The 19427-nt window shown below is 25.0% G+C and carries 19 protein-coding genes and 1 pseudogene; 7 read left to right on the top strand and 13 right to left on the bottom strand.

The features are described from left to right. Nucleotides 1-262 precede the first annotated feature (262 nt). From JS510_RS02550 to JS510_RS02540, 3 genes are all read left to right on the top strand, one after another. The gene (locus JS510_RS02550; protein ID WP_205517196.1) at nucleotides 263-1138 is read left to right on the top strand and encodes a DnaB-like helicase C-terminal domain-containing protein; all 876 of its coding nucleotides are present in this window, start codon (nucleotides 263-265) and stop codon (nucleotides 1136-1138) included. Between the two features lie 152 nt (nucleotides 1139-1290). Continuing rightward, entirely contained in the window at nucleotides 1291-1431 is a 141-nt protein-coding gene (locus JS510_RS02545) for a hypothetical protein (protein ID WP_205517195.1), read from the top strand. 159 nt (nucleotides 1432-1590) lie between these two features. Beyond that, complete coding sequence (locus JS510_RS02540; RefSeq protein ID WP_205517194.1) at nucleotides 1591-2673, top strand: DNA cytosine methyltransferase; 1083 nt, start codon at nucleotides 1591-1593, stop codon at nucleotides 2671-2673. Nucleotides 2674-3063: 390 nt separating this feature from the next. On the opposite strand, the gene JS510_RS02535 is transcribed toward JS510_RS02540, so the two are convergent. The 13 genes and pseudogenes from JS510_RS02535 to JS510_RS02485 form a co-directional block, all read right to left on the bottom strand. Further along, on the bottom strand, nucleotides 3064-4206 hold the full coding sequence (locus JS510_RS02535) for an Mbov_0401 family ICE element transposase-like protein (protein ID WP_205517193.1): 1143 nt from the start codon (nucleotides 4204-4206) through the stop codon (nucleotides 3064-3066). Between the two features lie 131 nt (nucleotides 4207-4337). Beyond that, a pseudogene (locus JS510_RS02530) lies at nucleotides 4338-8713 on the bottom strand (Mbov_0399 family ICE element protein). 93 nt (nucleotides 8714-8806) lie between these two features. After that, nucleotides 8807-9235 carry an Mbov_0398 family ICE element protein gene (locus JS510_RS02525; protein WP_408632516.1) on the bottom strand — a complete coding sequence of 143 codons (429 nt, stop codon included), beginning with the start codon at nucleotides 9233-9235 and terminating at the stop codon, nucleotides 8807-8809. 29 nt (nucleotides 9236-9264) lie between these two features. After that, nucleotides 9265-9429 carry a hypothetical protein gene (locus tag JS510_RS02520; RefSeq protein ID WP_205517190.1) on the bottom strand — a complete coding sequence of 55 codons (165 nt, stop codon included), beginning with the start codon at nucleotides 9427-9429 and terminating at the stop codon, nucleotides 9265-9267. A 60-nt stretch (nucleotides 9430-9489) separates the two neighbouring features. Next, nucleotides 9490-9627: a hypothetical protein gene (locus JS510_RS02515; RefSeq protein ID WP_205517189.1), complete on the bottom strand. Its 138-nt coding sequence runs from the start codon at nucleotides 9625-9627 to the stop codon at nucleotides 9490-9492. Next, complete coding sequence (locus tag JS510_RS03350; protein ID WP_232840940.1) at nucleotides 9627-10409, bottom strand: hypothetical protein; 783 nt, start codon at nucleotides 10407-10409, stop codon at nucleotides 9627-9629. The genes JS510_RS02515 and JS510_RS03350 overlap by 1 nt, the downstream gene beginning before the upstream one ends. Further along, nucleotides 10378-11211, bottom strand: coding sequence for a helicase HerA domain-containing protein (locus tag JS510_RS03345; RefSeq protein WP_232840939.1), 834 nt, complete (start codon nucleotides 11209-11211; stop codon nucleotides 10378-10380). The genes JS510_RS03350 and JS510_RS03345 overlap by 32 nt, the downstream gene beginning before the upstream one ends. Nucleotides 11212-11213: 2 nt before the next feature. Then, nucleotides 11214-12257: a hypothetical protein gene (locus JS510_RS03340; protein ID WP_232840938.1), complete on the bottom strand. Its 1044-nt coding sequence runs from the start codon at nucleotides 12255-12257 to the stop codon at nucleotides 11214-11216. 156 nt (nucleotides 12258-12413) lie between these two features. Then, nucleotides 12414-12743 carry a hypothetical protein gene (locus JS510_RS02505; protein WP_205517188.1) on the bottom strand — a complete coding sequence of 110 codons (330 nt, stop codon included), beginning with the start codon at nucleotides 12741-12743 and terminating at the stop codon, nucleotides 12414-12416. 5 nt (nucleotides 12744-12748) lie between these two features. Beyond that, nucleotides 12749-13546: an Mbov_0396 family ICE element transmembrane protein gene (locus tag JS510_RS02500; protein ID WP_205517187.1), complete on the bottom strand. Its 798-nt coding sequence runs from the start codon at nucleotides 13544-13546 to the stop codon at nucleotides 12749-12751. A 43-nt stretch (nucleotides 13547-13589) separates the two neighbouring features. After that, nucleotides 13590-13877 (bottom strand): Mbov_0395 family pilin-like conjugal transfer protein, encoded by a 288-nt coding sequence (locus tag JS510_RS02495; protein ID WP_205517186.1) that lies wholly within the window; start codon nucleotides 13875-13877, stop codon nucleotides 13590-13592. Between the two features lie 84 nt (nucleotides 13878-13961). Continuing rightward, nucleotides 13962-14621, bottom strand: coding sequence for a CDS14 family ICE transfer lipoprotein (locus tag JS510_RS02490; protein ID WP_205517185.1), 660 nt, complete (start codon nucleotides 14619-14621; stop codon nucleotides 13962-13964). Beyond that, the gene (locus JS510_RS02485) at nucleotides 14557-15615 is read right to left on the bottom strand and encodes a CDS14 family ICE transfer lipoprotein (RefSeq protein WP_205517184.1); all 1059 of its coding nucleotides are present in this window, start codon (nucleotides 15613-15615) and stop codon (nucleotides 14557-14559) included. The genes JS510_RS02490 and JS510_RS02485 overlap by 65 nt, the downstream gene beginning before the upstream one ends. Nucleotides 15616-15827: 212 nt before the next feature. Here JS510_RS02485 and JS510_RS02480 point away from each other — a divergent pair, with 212 nt between their 5' ends. The 4 genes from JS510_RS02480 to JS510_RS02465 all read left to right on the top strand — a co-directional run bounded on the left by JS510_RS02480 (nucleotide 15828) and on the right by JS510_RS02465 (nucleotide 19332). Further along, nucleotides 15828-16529 (top strand): hypothetical protein, encoded by a 702-nt coding sequence (locus JS510_RS02480; protein WP_205517183.1) that lies wholly within the window; start codon nucleotides 15828-15830, stop codon nucleotides 16527-16529. A gap of 203 nt (nucleotides 16530-16732) precedes the next feature. Continuing rightward, nucleotides 16733-17728 (top strand): heat-inducible transcriptional repressor HrcA, encoded by a 996-nt coding sequence (gene hrcA, locus JS510_RS02475; protein WP_205517182.1) that lies wholly within the window; start codon nucleotides 16733-16735, stop codon nucleotides 17726-17728. A 9-nt stretch (nucleotides 17729-17737) separates the two neighbouring features. Beyond that, nucleotides 17738-18775 (top strand): nucleotide exchange factor GrpE, encoded by a 1038-nt coding sequence (gene grpE / locus JS510_RS02470; protein ID WP_205517181.1) that lies wholly within the window; start codon nucleotides 17738-17740, stop codon nucleotides 18773-18775. Nucleotides 18776-18927: 152 nt separating this feature from the next. Next, entirely contained in the window at nucleotides 18928-19332 is a 405-nt protein-coding gene (locus JS510_RS02465) for an MscL family protein (RefSeq protein WP_205517180.1), read from the top strand. Nucleotides 19333-19427: the final 95 nt, after the last annotated feature.

The following is a 19427-nucleotide window of genomic DNA, read 5'->3' as shown; positions in this document are numbered from 1 at the left end:
CTTTTAAGGAATAATTAATATATACACTATGACTACAATTATTATTATTATTCTTTAATTATTCGTTAGTTTTGAAATGATTTAAAAGAGTTGAGAAGTTAAGGACATTATCTAAATAATGAACCCAAACAAGGACAATATATTTATATATACAACCCAACAATAAAATGAAACTTAATAAATTAATTACTTGTATAAAGAGGGTACCGAAAAAAAATACCCCTAATTCTATTTAGTGCTTTAGTCTGGATAGGAGTAAAAAATGATTAACGAATTATTAAATTTTGAAAAATTAAGTAATAAATTTAATGATTTAATAAAAAACAATAAAAATAAAATTAAACCACTAAAAACTAATTTCTTTTTTATTGATGAAAATATAGGAGGTCTACAACCAAGGCAAATTTATTTTTTAGCTTCAAGGCCAGGAGTAGGTAAAACAGCTTTTTTACTTAATTTAATTAATAACGTTTTAAAACAAATTAAAGAAAACGAATATTTATTATTTTTTAGTTTAGAAGTTTCAGCATTAGATATATATAAAAAATTTTTGGCTTTAAATTCTAAAATATCAATTAATTTAACGGATTGCGAAAATTTAGATGTTTTGCCACAAATTGAAGAAGCTCAGTCTTTTTTAATGAATAAAAATCTTTTAATTTTCGATATTGATGAAAAAACAAATAATGAATTAACCACTGAAAAAATAAGTGAAATTATACAAACTTTTAACAGTAAAAATCCTGGTAAAGTAATTAAAGCGATTTTTATTGATTATTTCCAAATTTTAGACTTAAAAGGGAATGGCTTAGAATATGAAAAATTAGCAAAAGCAAGCAGACAATTAAGACGTATAGCTAAATTTAATAATTTAAATATGTTTGTTTTATCTCAATTATCACGTGAATATGATAAAAAGCAGACTAATTTATCACCAACCTTTAGCGATTTAAAAGGAAGTGGAAACATAGAACAAGACGCAGACGTAATAATGTTTTTATATGAACCACAACAAGAAATAATAAGCAATTTAAGAGAACCACAGATTACAATAGCAAAAAACAGAAATGGTCGCACAACAACCACACAACTAAAGTTTAACGACAGTATAGGGCTTTTTTATGAATCACAAAATTAAGAAAGAAAAAAATATTTGTGATGGTTGTCATGAAGAAAAAAAATCGAAATTTTACAAATTTGGTTACTTTTTAGCATGTAGTAATAATTGCTTAGAAAAAGTGCAAGAATATGCAGGCGTGTGGAGTTTAGCATAGATTAAATGGAGAAAATATGAAACAGTCAAAAATTAACAGAAAGGTTTTAAAAGACCATATAAAACAATTAAATTTTGAAATATCAGACCACAGAGAAAAAATCAAAATTAAAAAATGACAAATAACAGAAATTAAAAAAATATTATTAAAAGTTTAGTATTAACACTCTTCCCCTTTATGGGGGGATTATAGGGGGGTATATCTAAATATTACAAGTAATACTTAGATATACACTACAGAGTATAAAAACTCTGTAGTAGTGTATATCATAAATAGTATTTTATACATTGTAATCTTAAAAAAAAGGAATAAAACAATGATAGAAAAAAATAAAACTACTAAAAAAATAAAAATTGTAGAGTTGTTCGGTGGTATCGGAGCAGTAAGAAAAGCATTAATAAAGCAAAATATACCGCATGAAGTAATAGACTATGTTGAACCAAATGAATGAGCTGTAAAAGCTTACAATAGTCTTTATTTTGAAAACTTTAAACCAAAAGACATTAAAAATTATAAATTACCTAATAAAAAAATTGATTTGCTAGTGCATGCTTCATTATGTCAAGACTTTTATAAAAATGGGCATAAAAAAATAGATGGAGAAATTGAGCGTTTAATTGGTACATATTATGTTTCACACTTGCGAGAGGTATTTAGAATAGTTCAAGAAGCAAAATATAAACCTAAAATTATATTATGAGAAAACTCTAAAAAAATTTTAAATAAAAAAAATAAGCCTATTTTAGATATGTATATTAAAGAACTAAAAAAATTAGGTTATCAAAGCGCTTATAAAGTTTTAAATAGTTCTGACTTTGGTATACCTCAAGACAGAGAAAGAACTTTTTGCATAAGTTTTTTAGATAAACCTTCTTCTTTTAATTTAAATTTTAAAAAGCAAGAAATGAAAAATATAAATGAATTTGTTAAAGAAGGTTGCCAAGACGAAAAATATTTATTAAATTTTAAAAAAAGCCCCAGTATTGTCAACGGATATTTTAATAAAAAAGTAAAACTAATAACCGACAAAACAAAGGCAATACCAACAAAATGAATAAGTTTACACCATATAGGAGTATTTAAAGAAGAAATACCATTTTATAAAAAGCAAGAAATTGAAAACCATTTTAAATTTGTTAATGCTACAGAAAAAGATAAAAGTATATATAAGCTTTATGATAATGACATATTTTTCATTAATAATGAACCTTGTTATTTGAGAGTTTTAAAAGAGTCAGAATGCTTGGCTTTAATGGGTTTTGATGATTGAGATTTTAAAAAAATAAATGCCTTATCTATTCCAAAAAAAGAATTGTACAAATTAGCAGGTAATAGTATTGTGGTTGATGTATTAGAAGCAATATTTAAAAGATTAAATAAAAGAATTTGAACGGAATAAATAATGAAAATTGGAAGTGAAAGATTTTAGTGGGTAAGAAAAAATAACATTACTTTTTTTGTTTCATGATAATTATAAACTTTTTTTTCTAATTTTCAAACTGCTTACACTTTCCTTTTGCGCATACGCGCGCGCCCTTGAAAAGGGCCAGGTAACAGCCCAAAAAAGCTACTTACCGTAGCGGCTATACGACTTTTAAGTTTTATTTATAAAACTTATTTTATTAACTTTTTATAGCAAAAGTGTAAGCACTAATTCAAAACTGCTTACACTTTTGTAAGCAGTGCAAAACTTATTTTTATATTAATATAAAAATAGATAAGTTAAAAAAGTGTAAGCTTGAATTACAAAATTAAAAAAATAAGCACAAAAAGTAATTAAAATAAATTTTTAAATAATTATCAAATTACTTTCATTTTCATGTGCTTTTTGTATCAAAAACTTTATAGTATCTAGATTATATAAAGCATATTTTTTATTAATAATGCGCTTTAAATTATGTCCAATTATTGTTTCAGCACATCCTCCAAAATAATCTTTTAACACAATAATGTTTTCAATTTTTTGTCTATTTTTCAAATAAAATTTTTTAAATTTTTGAATTTCAAGCCGCTTTGAAACTCTATTTTTTTCATTTTTTATTCATACAATTAGTTTGTCAATATACTCTATAAAGGCATCAAATTCACCTTTATTGAATAACTCTTTCAAGCAATAAAAAGGATTCCCAATGGAAGAAAAAATTCTCTTATTCAATACATTTTTTGTTTTTGAATAACCAAAAACTTCATACATAAATCTAAAAAAATGAAATTTATCAAGCACTCTTTTTCCGTTAATTTTTGAATTTATTTTATCTATAAATATTGCTCCATCACCAGAAATATATGTACTGCTGCAGTGATAATGTTCCCTTAAAACATTATTAATTGTTTCTATAAAATTTCTATTTTGACTTAACTCATTTCTCTTTTTACTAGTATTAGATAATTGCATTATTACTGTTTTATTTTCTATTTTATGCTTTTCTTTAACGCTTCTATGAACTAATGCAACCCTTGCTCTTATCTTATTTTTTTCACCTTTTTCCTGTACAAAAAAATAGGCATCATCAATGTCTATTTGTACTGGAATTTTTATATCGTTATGTACTTTGATTTTCATACTATTTTTAATAATTTCACACCTCATTTTTTTAAAATAATAATGATAAATATAGTATGGTATTTTATTCGTTTTTTGATAGTCAATTTTCTTATAATTTCTTTCATATAAGCCATCATTCAAACATCTATTTACATCATCAAAATAATACTTTTTTCGCTTCATTTTTAATAGTAAATCATCATGGTAATAAACAAATCTTTTACCTGTTTTTTTACACTTATACATAAACAAAAAATATGAATATTCGACACCTCTAATTATTATTTTTCTATTAACTTTCTTCTCAATATAGTAAAGCTTTTTGCGTTCTACACTATCTTTATAATCAATAGCTTTTTTATTTAAATATTCAATTAAAGTATCCATTTTTAATCCTTTATTTATTATTTAAGATTACATAAATATATTAAATGAATATTGAATTAGCAAAAAATCAGCATGAAATTAAATTAATGTTTACTTCATTTTCTGCTCTATAAAATAAAAACTACGCCTTATTAGACGTAGTCAGAAACAAATATTTCATCAATTTCTTCATCACTTAATACACCATCAGGAAGTTTGAAATCAACATCTTTATATATCTTAATTTGATTTTTTTGTTTCTTCTTGACATTACTTTTTGACTTTTGCCGGCTTTAAAGCCTTTTCTATTCAAGTAATACCGTATAGCATAAATTGAACCAATTATTAATACTATTGAGAAAATACCAATTGTTATATAAATAGCATAATTTATCTTTTTAGTTATTTTGTTTTTACCATTTAACTTTTGTCCATGTATATCACCATTTTCTTTTTTTAATGGATCATCCTTATTATCATCAATAATATCTTTAATATTTGGTACTATGTTTTTGTTAATGTTATTTATAACCCCAAGAGATGAAAAGCCTTTTGTATCCTTACCATGTACTAAGGTAAATATTCTTCATCTTGCGATATTGTTATTTTGAGAAACAAAATTATTATCATTAATTTCTTTTACTTTTAGCTTAATATTATTTTCATATTTTGCTTTTAATTCTTGATCTTTTATTTCATAAGGAACCACAACTTTATTTCCATTTATTGATATGTATTTATTCTTTTTAAATAATTCATTTAATTTATCAGTATAACTATATTTATTCAATTCTTCATCATTTACAAAAAGGGGCAATTTATATATTTTTGAACTTACAAGAGCAATTAAATAGTCATTTTTATATTCTAGTTCATATTCCTTTAATATTTCAACTGCACCATCAACAATCTCTTGACTTAAATTTTCAATGCTGCCTTCACTGGTAATTACAAAATTATTTGAAAGAACATTATTTAATAAACTTAAATCAAATTTGGGAGGGGCTGCAATATTTTTTATATTTATTAAAATTTGATTATGAATATTTGCATTTATGCCCTTTACTGTTAAATTCACGCCTTTTGATATTTTGTTTCCTCTAACTAATTTTGATATAGACTTATCTAAATTTTCTATAAAAATATCTTTATCAATTTTTAGCTTGTTATTTTCAAGACTATCAAATTCTTTATTTATTATATTTAAAACTTCTTCGTTTATTTTTTTATAAACTTCTTTTGAATCTTCAGAATAGTTAGCTCCAATATCTATAGTAAATTGTTTGTTAATATTTAGAACACTTAAATCAATAGGAGGATAGAAAATATTTCAAGCATTATTTTTTAAGTAAAATTTTTTGCTTTGATTACTAAATTTATTTTTACCACTAACAGTAAATTCTAAACCCTTATAATCATTAAAATTATCACTATCAAATAAAACCACATTTAGAGCTTCATCTAACCAAGCTTCAGTATTTTCTTTAGTATTTCACTCTTTTATATACCAATCACCATCATCAATATTAGACTTAAAACCTATTTTTCATAACTCTCTACTTTTTCTTAAATTTCTATAAACATAATTAAGAACTTGATTTTTTACTTTTTCTCTATATTCATTTATTATCTTCTCATCTTTTTCATTAGCATACGTTAAACCATTTAAATTTTTTAATTCACTTCATTCGACAAATGGATAAGAAAATAAATCATCATATTTGTAAATGTTATCATCAGCATCAGACAAAGAAAACTTAGACAAATAATTTATATAATCACGGTAATAATTAATAACTTTATCATATGGTAAGTAATTTAATTCATTTTCAGGCACTTTAACATTTTGTAATAAATACTTAACAAATGTATCAGATATAAAGTTTTTGCCATGAGTGTATACATAAAAGTAGTCATTTATTGGCTTGTTATTTTTGTCATACAGTTTGCCCTTAATTTGATTTAAAAATAAACTATCAGGACTATTATTTTCATCAATCAATACAATAGAAACATTACTAATAGATTCAGCTTCTTCAAAACCAAAACTATTATCAGCTATATGAGCAGCAACAATTCAAATTCCCTCTTCAGACATATAAGAAAATTGACTATTACCAGATTCACTTGACAACTCTTCGTAATTAGGCTTTTCTACTTTTACATATCTATCGCCCACTTTGTCAAAAAGCTTAACTTTATAATAACCTACATAATCATCAAATTTTTCATCAATTGCAAAATTTCTTAATGCTCCTTTTCCTAAAACAGAACTATTTGCAAAAATTCCAAAATCTATATCTTCTTTTTTAGAATTTGACAAATTAGGATATACAAATGAAAGAGAATCTTTTAAATCGAAATCTCCCAACATTTTATTACTTAACCAAATAACCTGCTCTTTAGTGCCAGTATTTGGGTTTATTCTTTTATCATATTTTTTATTGGGAATTAATTTATTGTCTTTGTCTTTTATTTTTTCACCTTTTTCATTAATTAAGTATGGACTAATTAATAATTTTTGTTCAAAATTATTTTCGGGATCTCAGCCATAATATTTAAAAGATTGATCAATTTTTTTATCTATTATTTCATATATTCTTGTAAATTTTTGAATAGGTTCACCTTCATTATTACTATTTTTTTTATATCTCAATAACTCAACTAAATATTCATTTTCCTTTTTATCTTTTTTAGATTGAGAATCATCTAATTTAAGCTCTTTATCTCCAGCAATTAATTTTCTTTTATCTTGTAATTTTTTTATAAATTTTCTATTTAAAACAGGCACTTTTTCGCCGTTTATTAGCATAATATCATTTTCACTCTCTTGTGAAGTGAAAATTAAGTCAACAGGATTTTTTATTAAATATGTTCCATCAAAAAATTTATCTTTATATTTTATTTCATTTTCTTTATTATCTTGTTTTTGAGGCTCTTCAGACCTAACAAAATCATCTAAATTTTGATGTTCATTAAAATATTCTTCAAGTGAATCAATTCTTCCTATTGAATTAAAATAATTATTGCTTACTATTAAATTATCACCAAGATTTTTTCCTAAATATGTTTTATATGAATCACTAGGAGTCATATTCACAAATAAATTTTTATATACAAGAAAATTGCTGCTTTGCAAAGAATCCATAACAGTAAAAAACTTTTTAAATAAATGAGGATTATTTAAATTTTCTTTATAAAAACTATTTCTATCAATATTTTTTATTTCAGGAAGAACATCTTTACCATCTTTTAAAATATTCTGAATTTCAACAAAAATATTTATATGTTTTTCATCATGTTTTTTTCACTTGAATTTATATTTAATTGAAAAATCATTGCTATTATGAGTATAAATAGTGCTAAATATGTTATCTAATTTTGTTTTATTACTTACTCTATGATTTAAATTTTCATTTCCTTCAAATTTCTGTATTTCATCACTAGATATACTTTTCATAGTATCGCTAATAAGGTGTAAAGCATTATTACTTATTTTTAAATTGCTATTATTTTCACTATATTTTTCTCCATTAGATGAATAAACAAAACTATTAATAAAATTTTTAGAACTAAAAGCATTTTGAAAACTGCTAATTAAATTTGGAAGTTCTTTATACTTTAAATTTGTAGTAAAAAATTCTTTCTTATAATTAAAATTTATTTTTGTATGAATATCAGCTTCAACGTTGTCTAATCTATGAATTTCTTTTTTACCAGATCCATTATGCCAAAAAATAAATTCTTTGTTTAATACATCATCAGAATATAATTCTTCTCAACCATTATTATTATGAAAAGGATGATTGAAATAATCTACTTTACGAGGAAATAAATCGGTTCGACAACCAGGATCATAATAATAACCATCATAAGAAGGGTCACAAAATTCTTTTTTGAAGGGCTCTTTTTCCTTTATTCTCTTAATGAAAGAATCAGAAAGCAACTTAATTTCAGAAGTATAAGATTCAATTTCTTTGCTTTTATCTGAATAAATATCACTTATTTGCTTATTGTATTCATTATAAAATTTAGAGCTATTTTTTAGATTATATGTATAGGCATCAAGTGGATTAGATGAAAAATAGTAATTTTTACCTTTAAAATTTTTTCCTCATTCGCTTCTAGGCACTTCATCTCAAAATCACTTTCCTTTTCTTTCTTTGTTAAACTCATAATTAACACGAATATTAGCATTTAAATCTTCATTTGTAACAAAATCTATTGATGTTACTTTATTGTAAATCATAGAGTATGGCTCATGATCCAGACCGATTTTTTTGTCCATACCAAGGATTATTGGCCTTCCTAAAATATTTTCATATTTATCACTAACGGTGAAACTACTGCTAGTTTTAAATGTTTTCCTTGAATCTGGCAATTGTTTTAAATTTTCTAATTGAGCTCTTACATCAACAAAATTTTTATTATCAATTTGATTACTGCTTCCACTGCTGGAAGACATAGCTAAAACAGGAGTACTAATTATTGTAGAAAAAGTTAAAAATTGAATAATTTTCTTTTTCATTTTATTCCTTACGCATGTGCACATTAATTATTGCGCATATGCAAGCACAGCTCATATGTGCAAGCACGAGTGCTTTTATTTATAGCACGCGCACTATTCATCAAGCAATGAATCAATTTCTTCATCAGAAATCGAATCACTTTCATTTAATTTAAAGTCATAATTTATTTTTTCAACTTCTTCTTTCAATGCTTCTTCTTGCATAACATCATCAAAATTATTTTCCCCAATTTGTCTTATAAAGTTTTTTAAACTTCTTTCATCTTGCTTCATTTTATTCATTATTCTTTTCTGATAGCTTTTATCACTATTAGCAACCTTTTCTCTTAACATTTTTATATATTCTGACTCTGACAAGTCTTTTGCATCAGGAGAATTAATTTTATCTTTGTCTTTTATAAGTGAATTAATCAGCAAATTAAGTTTTAGATCTATAAATGTTAATTCATTATTTTGAGATCTCATTTCATCTTTAATAGAATTCAAAAAAGGAGTTAAAGAAGCTCACATTGCTTTTCTTAAAACATAAAATAAGTCTTGCTTGAATTCTTTTAATAATCCCTTTTTTCCTCTTCTACCATATGAGTTCTTATAATATTTTGAATTTCAGCATAAGAACTCAAGCCTTTAGATTTAATTCTGCTTTCTCATCTTTGGAAAAGCATTAAATCTTCATCACTTGTAAAACGTGTTGAAACAATTCTGTATTTATTCATTTTTTCTGCTTTTGTTTTTAATTTTGCTTCGTTATCTAAATCATTATCAGTTTTTTGTCTTTATTTGCTTTTTTGGGCTCTTTTTGCCTTCTTTTGATCATTGACATATAAATTATCATCCAAGATATTTTCTTCGCTTAGAATTGATATATTTTCATCTAACACAATGCTATCCTCAATATCTTTTTCCTCTATCATTACTCTCCCTTATCAAAAAACATCTCTTTTTCCATTTTGTTATAGTGTAAATTTATCTTGTACCTCTCATTATTAGTAATAGTAGCTAAAACTTTTCCTTTTTGCCTACTTGCTATAAATCTAATTTCACTATCTAATAATTGATTACTATTTCTATAAAAAGTTTTTATTGCATTAATATCATTATCTTTTAGTCCAAAGAAAAATGAATACAAACAGTTTTCAATTATTCTTGAAGCGCTGTTAGCAATAGATGTAGATTGCTTATAATCAGATGGATTTTGCGTAGTGTGTATTGTTCCACAATCAAGCTTTCTAACTAATTTTGTTGTATCAGCTATATAATCAAGTGTTGTTATATTTTTTTGATTAATGTATAAATGTTCTTCATCTATACAAAAAGCACAGTATCTTATAATTTCTTGCATTTCTTTAATACTTAACAATCGCTTGTTATGTATTTTTTTATATTCTTTAACTTTAATTTTGTTATTTAAAGCATTTTTAAAAATATATTCATTTATCAAACTCAATAAAATCATAATACCTAGCTGTGATAATATGCTGCCATTTGTGTCAGTCAAATTATCATTTTTAAAAACTACTACATCATTATCAATCAAAATATTAGTATGTCCATTATATAAAGCTTTTAAAGAGCCCTTGTCTTCAAATTTAAAGCTTAGCTGTTCAGCATAATCTAATATTTCCCTTTTTCTTTCTTCTTTATTATGATGATCACTAGGTATTTTAAAATCTTCGCATACTTGTAATCAAATCACTTATTGTTGGTCATTTATTTGCCTCCAATTGATCAAAAGAATCTAATTCATAAATTCCTCATTTTTCATACAAGTTAATAATTTGATTTTCTAAAATAGATCATTTTCTATTATTCACGTCATCAAAAACAATTTTAAAAAATTTACTTAACCAAGATAAATGATTATTTACTAATGCATTAATATCTATTGTTTCTAAATTGTCATCATCTCTAGCTATAAAGGCTCTAACTTGTAGTGGATTAATTACACTACCAGTTCCAGCACCTAAATCAATTATTTGACCATTTAATTCCTTTGCTCAATTCAAATATTCAGCTTGTGGATCAATAACAATTGCAATATTATTGGCAGCCACAGCACTTGTTAATATTTTCTTTGTAAATGTAGATTTCCCCATTCCAGGAGTTCCTAATATCATTACATTATGATTAGTTCTATTATTATCTAGCTTAAACATATTTCAAACTAATGCTTCTGCGCTATCCCTAACTTCTTTACCAACAATTAAATTGTTTCCATCATTTAAAATTTTCTTATTAAATGGATAACCACATGCAGTATTAATTGAAGTTATTTGAAAATACTCTCTATCTAATTTTGTAGAAGGATAATTAAATGCATCAAGAAAACCCTCAAATTGTCTAAAAACTAAATCATTTATTCCAAAATTACTTCTTAGCCAATTATTTCTAATCTTTAATCTTTCAGCTTTTAATTCAGACTTACTATTGCCCTTTATAACTATAAAAATATTCATATCATAAAGCTTAAAATTATCAGTTTGAATTTGATCAATCATATTTACAATAGCATCTTCTTCAATGCTTGAAGTATATTTATTAACAAAGCTTTTTCTAGATTTCCTCTATCAGCATTTTTTCTAGTAGCACTATCTACTATTTTATTAACTATGCCAGGGTCATTATATGGAAATGCATTTCATATAATAGTTCCATTAGAATTAAACATTTTTTCCAATCATTCTTTATTTAATTTTGTGGCTGTAGCACCAACACACTTTATGCTATATTGATCATCATTAATAGTAATTGAAGATCCATTAAATGAAACTTCATCATATTTAAAAATTCTATCTAAACTATATTCAGATTCATAAATGCCACTACTATTCAAATAAGCTTTGATCTCTTCTTCATCTTGATTAAATTTATTCAATTTATTTAAAAAATTAAGTAATTCAAATTCTTCTAATTTTTTATATGTAAAAATTCCAAAATCATCTAGTTTTTGATTAAAAGTAGAAAATGCTTCCTCAAGCTCCTCAAGTGATGGAGCATTAATAATTAAATAAAAAACATTTTTAATATCTTTTCTTTCAATAGATTCAAAATCTTTTATATTTTCATCATAATATTTATTTCAAAATTCTAAATTTTTACCTTTTTTATTTTTTATTTCCCTAATTTTGTCCAAATAATTCTTATTTTGAGAATAAGAAATTTCTTCATCTGATTTAACAAAACTAAATTTATATTTAAAACTATCCAATAATCTTGCAAAATTTTCAACCAACACCATTTGTGTATCTTCATTTTCTGCTCAAATGTTTTGACCATTAATTTGTAAGACTGAAAAATAATTATTTGATCTTTTACTTCTAATAAATCCCTGCATTGATTTATTTTTCACTACATCTTTTGAAATCAATGTCGAATATGGATTCAAATCACTGCTATTTCTTTCTTTAGTATTTTCAACAACTCTTTTATATTTTCTTGGCATAGACTTGAACTTGAACATTCTAATTATTAATTGATAAACTTTACAATTATTTCTACCAGCAGGAAAAATAAAAACTAATAAAAGAGGTAGAACAAATATCATTATTAATCATTTTCATTTTTGTTCAAGTGGTCAAAAAGCAACAAATGAAATTAAGTATGAAGTAGCAAAAACAACAAAAACTCTATTATATCTCGCCAGCTTAATTTACGTGTAGCAAGCGCTTTTTATATTTTAATCTCTTCGGTTGTAGCATTCTTAATTCCTACGCTTTCGCTCTCATGAATAAGCCTTTTCATCCATTTTGTTTAATGCTTGCTCTCTTTTCTCCAATAGCTTCTGCTCTTTTGCGGCACCACCAATGCCTTTTGCAGTATTGCCACTATTAACACTTGTTCCAAATAATGCTGTAACGATTTCAGCAATTTCTTTAAATTTCATTGCAGTAGCTCCAAAAATAATTATCATCACAAGCGCTTCTGCTATTCAAATTTGAGTTGATAAACTCTTCATAACAAATTGATTTACTAATGAGAAAAATATACCCATTATTTGTAATCCAATTAAAAATATTCCGAGCGACATCATATTGCTTACATACTTGTCTTTTCAGACTCGCACTTTTTACCATCATCCAGTAATGATAATGGCAAAATAAATGGAAATATTACATATAGAAAGAAAGTTGGAAAGACTTTACCAATTGCATCAAAGCCTGCAAAGGTTAATGGGAAAGCAATTAAAATTGCACCTATACAAACTAATATCCCTTGTAATATAGCATTACTTTTTCCAACAATTTTTGCAATGCTTGCAAAACTAGTAAAACTTGTTGCATTACCATTTAAAATTGGAATAATTGAACCACCATCCACTAGCAAATTCTGTTCACCTTTTACTTCTGGTGGATAAGACATATCAAAAATACTATTAGATAAATTTACCCCAAAATTTTGATTATTACCAGACGCTAACTTAGTTAAATTATCAACTACAGTACTAAGTAACACTAACGACAATTGAAAAACTAATAAAATCAATGCGCTCTTAACACTAAATACCAATGCTTTACGAATAATTTTTACACTTTCAACACTCTCACTAAAACTAAATTTAATAAATAAAATGCCAAACATAATTATTCAAATAATAGAACTAACTATCATAAATCTATAAAAAGGCTCTGGTCCTTTCACTTCCATTATGCTCTGTCCAGGACTAAGCCCAAAAAGAACAAAATTTAATAATCTAAATGCACAAAAATCAACTATATAGAAAACTACACACAAAATAGTAAATAAAAGTCAAGCAAGCAAAACTAATAATATTCAAAAAACATATGCCGGTCCATATCTAAAAATATCAAAAAGATAAGTAAAGAAACTTGGCATTTATCCTCCTCACTAAAATAAATATCTTTTTTTATTAACACATCTATATGCTTGAAATTGAATTTGCTTGTATTCTAATCACAGCTTCAAAAATACCTCAACCAATACAAATTAAAATTAAGACAATACCTGCTCATAAAATTTTTTGAGTATTTGCTTTTCTTCTCATTGGATCATCTTCACTTGCATTTCTAGTACCTGCTCAAATTGATAAAATTATTACTGCTAAAACAGCAACAATTGCAAAAACTCCAAAAATCGACCTTCCAATAGTTTGGACATGATTACCTATTTCTGTAATACCTTCAACTTTAAAATCACTATTATTCATTATTTTTTCACTCCTTATCATTCAAAAAATAAACAAAAAAACTAATAAGAAAAGCATCTTATTAGTTAGATAAGTATTATGAAATTACATTTCACCAGTTTTAATATTAGATCCAAGTCTATTTGATCATACAGCTAATCAATTTAAAAACTTTTCTTTAGCTTTTTCTTTATAATCTTCGCTTTTAATAGTTTCACTGTTCATATCACTATAATCAGTTAAACTCTCAAAATTAGAATCTTTATCTTTTAAAACTGTATTTAAAAAGAAGTTTATGTATTTATGTATAAGATTATTATCACTTATATTGTGCTCAATTTCAATTAAGAAATCAGATAACAATTTTGGCAACTCTCAATCATTAGCAGCATAAGCAGGAATAACCATTTCATACAACAGTCTATAAGCTCAAGCATATGAATATTCATAATCATAAAGAACATTATTTATAGTAGGTGCAAACATATTTACATACGTTTTATTTCTTACACCATATTTTTCAATCTCTGCACCCAATGTGCCGCTTATTCCTAGCACTTGAACTAAACTTTTTGCTAAATCATTCAGTCTATCCTTAAAATTCTCTCTAAAATCTTCATTAATTTCAGATCAATTCTTAAAGTTGCCGCTAATATATCCAACACCATCTAATAATTTTAAATAAGATAAATAAGCTCTGTTATATGCTCCATTTTGATTTGCTGCTCAAGTTTCATAAAAGGGAACATTGTAAAGAAATTTCATAATAGATACTCTTTTTGACCAAAAATGAAGCATCAATTACATCTTTCTCTTTTTCTAAATAATCATAAAAATTACCATTGCCATAAGCTTTAGCTATACCTCTTGTAAAAGCTAAATAATAAAGTTCATCTGCTTTACCAGAAACACTTTCTCTTTTTACCATTTGATTAAACAATGAAAATGAATTAGAATCTCCCAACATTAATTCATATTTAGAAGCACTAGCTTTTGTATTAACAAATGGAACATTTTCGAATACTTTTCCTTCATATCAATTTTTTAAAAATGCATTAAAGTATCCTCTTGGAGTAACATCATAATATGGAATATAAATTTCTCTTACATTTTTTATTGCTTCAAGATCAAACTTAATATTTCCTTTTTCATCAACTCATCTTTTAATAAGTGTTTTTGTGTTTACATCACTACTAGGCTCTAAATAATGACTCATTTCTTTAATAAATTGCTTCTCAATTTCAGGTGATTCAAGCTTAAAATCATCTCTAAAATAATTTCTATTCAAATTATTTATTTGATACAAACTATGAACATCTACATTAAGTAAATCTTTAATATCCTTTAACTCTTCACTATCTTGCTCATTCTTCATATGTGCATCAAGCGACATAAAAATTTTTGGTAAAAAATCATTGCTTGTTCACATATCTTTAGAATACATTCATGGTTCATATTTCTTTTCATCATGTGCAACTTTTGCAAAATAGTAATAATTATTATCTTTCAAAAAATCTTTCTTATTTAAATGTGTATTTACTAAAACATAATCTTTATCAAATAATTCTTCAGCTGTTATTTCCTTTTCAACTTTACCAGAAGAATTGCTGCCTTCGCCAGTTTTACCTACATTCCCAACATCACTTCGTTTTCCAAATTGTAAATTCGAAGGTGAAAACCAACAACTAGTTAATGATAATGGTAACATTACACTTGCACTAGCTCCAGCCAACATTATTTTTTTAAACTTCTTTTTCATAATTTCCTTTACATTATAAATTATAATGTAAAAACCTATCTATTATTTCTTAACCAACGCTTTCCTCTATATCATAAATTCCTAAAGTAAAATCCGCCAAGATTTATTACTTGACGCATTTTACTTTAATAATTTGTGTTTATCCTAGACATTTTTTCGATTTAATTATGTTTATAATTATGGTAACTATAAATTTTAATATAGGAGTGATAATGGTTATTGTTTACACTGTTCTTTATATTTTATTGATAAAAATATCCGCGTTCATAATATTTTTTGTATTTAAGTATAAAAATAATAAAAAAGTTAAAAAAGAAAATAAAAAAGATTATCCACATTCTGACATAAGTGTTATAACTGGTATTACATCTGATTATAGTAATGATAAAATGGAAGATACTAATTGCAAACTATCTATTGTTAATAAACAAATACTTAATTATTTATACCCTGAAGAGTTCATGAAGGAACAAAAAGATAATATTTGAGTAAAAATATATTACGACACGATTGATAAATTTGTTAAAAAAGGAGCTATTTTAGGCAATTACAATAAATTAAAAAACCGAAAACATTTAAAAAATTTTAGAAATGAAGTGGGACAATGAAATTACTGTATGCATCACATTGATGAAATAAAAATAAGCGGAGCTATATTTAAAAATGAACCAACATTATCAAATTATTATAAGGTTGAAAAATCTATATTAGTAACATATGAACAACATCTTTTATTGCACTATTTAATAGTTATGTCAAAAATCACATATCCAAATAATGGGATGATTGTAGGCCTTAACTTTTATTTTAATAATTATGCCAAATGTGTTGAGTATTGGGATAAAACGGTTAAAAAATTATGCAAAGAATATTCAGTGCCATATGATCCTGAATGGTGAAAGAGTTTAAGATAGTTATGTTGTTACAAAAAAATTATTATTAATATTATTAATCTTTTTAAATGCTAATAAATGTTATTTTTTAGCACTCTTTTTTATTTTATTTAAATATATTTTTATTCATTTTATTTACATGACTATAATATAGATATATTAGAAAAATATTTTTATTAGCACTCATATAGGTTAAATGCTAAAAAATTTAATATAATATAAATATGAAAAATGATAGTTTGGATTTAAGCAAGGATATACGTTTGGTTCTTAAATATTCAGTTGAATTTTTTATTGAGGAAGGTCAACCGGCTAGTTCCAAGTCTTTAATTGATAAATATGGTATTAAGTTTTCATCAGCAAAGGTTAGATATTTGATGAACGATTTAGAAAATCTTGGTTATTTAGAAAAAACGCATACATCTAGTGGCAGAATACCTTCAGCAAAAGGCTACAAATATTATGCAAAATATTTAACAAAGGATGATGTTGAAATATTTAAAGGAAGATTAAAAGATATTTTTGCGCGTAGAAGAGTTTCTGTTGAAGAAACAATTCAAGAAGTTGCAAAAATTATTACTGAGTCAATTGGTGTTACATTAGTTACTACAGAAAGCAATGATGATAGCACGTTAAAAGGCTTACAATTAATACCTTTATCAGATAGTGAAGGAATTGTTTTAATTACAGATTCATACGGAAAAACTATAACAAATAAAATTATTATAGACCCATCAGAATTTTCTATGAAAGATTTATCTATAGCTACAAAAATATTCAGTAATAGATTAATTGACTATAGATTAATAAAATTATCATCAGCCGCAAGAGCACTAGGTCCTGTTTTGTCCGAGTTTATTAAAAACTATGAACAATTACTTGAAAATTATGTCCACCAAGTATTTGAATTTAACTTTGTTAGAAAAAATGAAGTTTATGGCAAAGATAAAATAATTCTGGCTAAAGAAATATCAAGGCCCGATTTGATAAAAATACTTAATACTATTGAAAATCGTTCTATTTGAGAGCTAATTGATAGTGAAAATGAAAATGACGATAATATTAAGATCGCAATAGGCAGTGATCATAGCGCTTATATTACTAAAAAGTTTAACAATGCTAAAATAAAAGAAATGTCAATTGTTGGCACAAATAGAATGAATTATGCAAAAGGTATTTCAGCTCTTGAATTATTTGAAGAACTATTAGAGGAAGAATAAAGGAGATTTATGGTTTCAAATGCAAATAAGAATATTTTAAAAAATGGCAATATAATTGTTGCGGATATTGATGTTTACGATTCTAATAGTAAGTTAGATAAAACATTGTCTGTTAGTAATTTTAATCTAGAGTTAGGTAAAGATAAATTTTTGCCAGGATTTGATAAAAATTTATTGGGACAAAAAAAGAAGAATAATTATAAATTTTCTATTCATTTTCCAAAAAATTATAAAGTTGAAAAATATAGAAATAGAAGTTATGAATTCATTGTAAATATAAAATCTTTTACTGAAAGCATTAATGATGAAAATGCCTATAAAACAGATATAAATGACAAAAAATCAAATAATTTTAAAAGTAAAAGCGGCAATTTTGAACAGGAAAATAAATTGAATAAAAAAAATAGAAAGAATTCTAAATTAGTAGAAAAATTAATTAAAGAAAAAGAAAAAATCCTACAAGAAGTTGAAAAATCAAAAATTTTAATTTCTGACTTAGAGCAAAAATTAGAGCTTGAAAAACAAGCACCTAAAGCTCTTGTCATTCCTAATGAATTAAAAAAAGAAGTTGAGCAATATGCCATGCAAAAATTTTTTGAGGAATTTGTCACTTATTATAACTTTTATAAAGTTACAACTGAAAGAATATGCATTGAGTCTGAAATAAGTGATGATGCAAAGCTTAAATCATTGGCCAAGGGATATAGAATGATATCATGGCAATTTGACGAATTGTTCAAAAAATATGGGCTTTTTGAGCTAAAACCTATTGAAGGAGATGTATTTGATCCAACATTTCAAAAGGTTAATGATCAATTTATTGATGATCAATTGCCAACTAATACAATAATTAATGTTCATTCTCCTGCTTTTAAATTACATGATAGAGTTATACAAGTTGCGCTTGTTGATACAACATTGAAATCAGATGATCCACAAGCCAAAAAAATAATTGAAAAATGTGGAGATAAAGCATATCATTTAACTCCAGGCAAAGTACATACATTAGAAGAAAAAATTAAAAATAATTTATCCAATAAAGATTAATATCAATAAAAAAATAAAGAATAAATAATGTTTAAAGAGTTATAATAAACCCCAAAAGTTGAATTAAATAAATTGGATAAACTTTTCGGGTTTATTATATTTAAGAAGCTGTTTTTTGTTTTCTTATTTTGCAAAATAAATATAATTAAAACATGTTTAAGAAAGCTGTAGCTGATTCATGAGCATCTGTTAAAAGAGGTAATATGCTCATGCTTGCAATTGGTCTTTTGCTTGGTACTTCATTTAATGAAGTTATTAAATCATTAGCGAATGATGTAATAATGTCAGCAATTGCCCATACATTTAAGGTAAATGATGTTGCAAAATTAACTGCTGGCCCCGTATTAATTGGGAAGTTTTTAGCAGCATTAATATCATTCATTATTGTTTCGACTTTGGTTTTTGTTTTTCTTGTTGTTATTTTTTATTTTAGAGCTTTATATTTGTCTAAGCACCCTAAACCTGTTAAAAAAGAAGAACCAAAAATTGAAGAAAAAATTCTTGATGAGTTGAAAAAACTTAATGAAAATTTTAAAAATTTAAAAGAAAGGGATTAAAACCACACCCAAATGGGAAAACTTTAAGGCTTTTCCCATTTTTTTCCGCTTTTTTAACAAGATTTATTTTTTAAAAATTTAAATATGTGAAAGGA

Source organism: Mycoplasma tauri (assembly GCF_016925555.1).
GTDB classification, from domain to species: domain Bacteria; phylum Bacillota_I; class Bacilli_A; order Mycoplasmatales; family Metamycoplasmataceae; genus Mycoplasmopsis; species Mycoplasmopsis tauri.
Note: the sequence above shows the minus strand (reverse complement) of the source record. Positions and strands in the feature narration are given on the sequence as shown.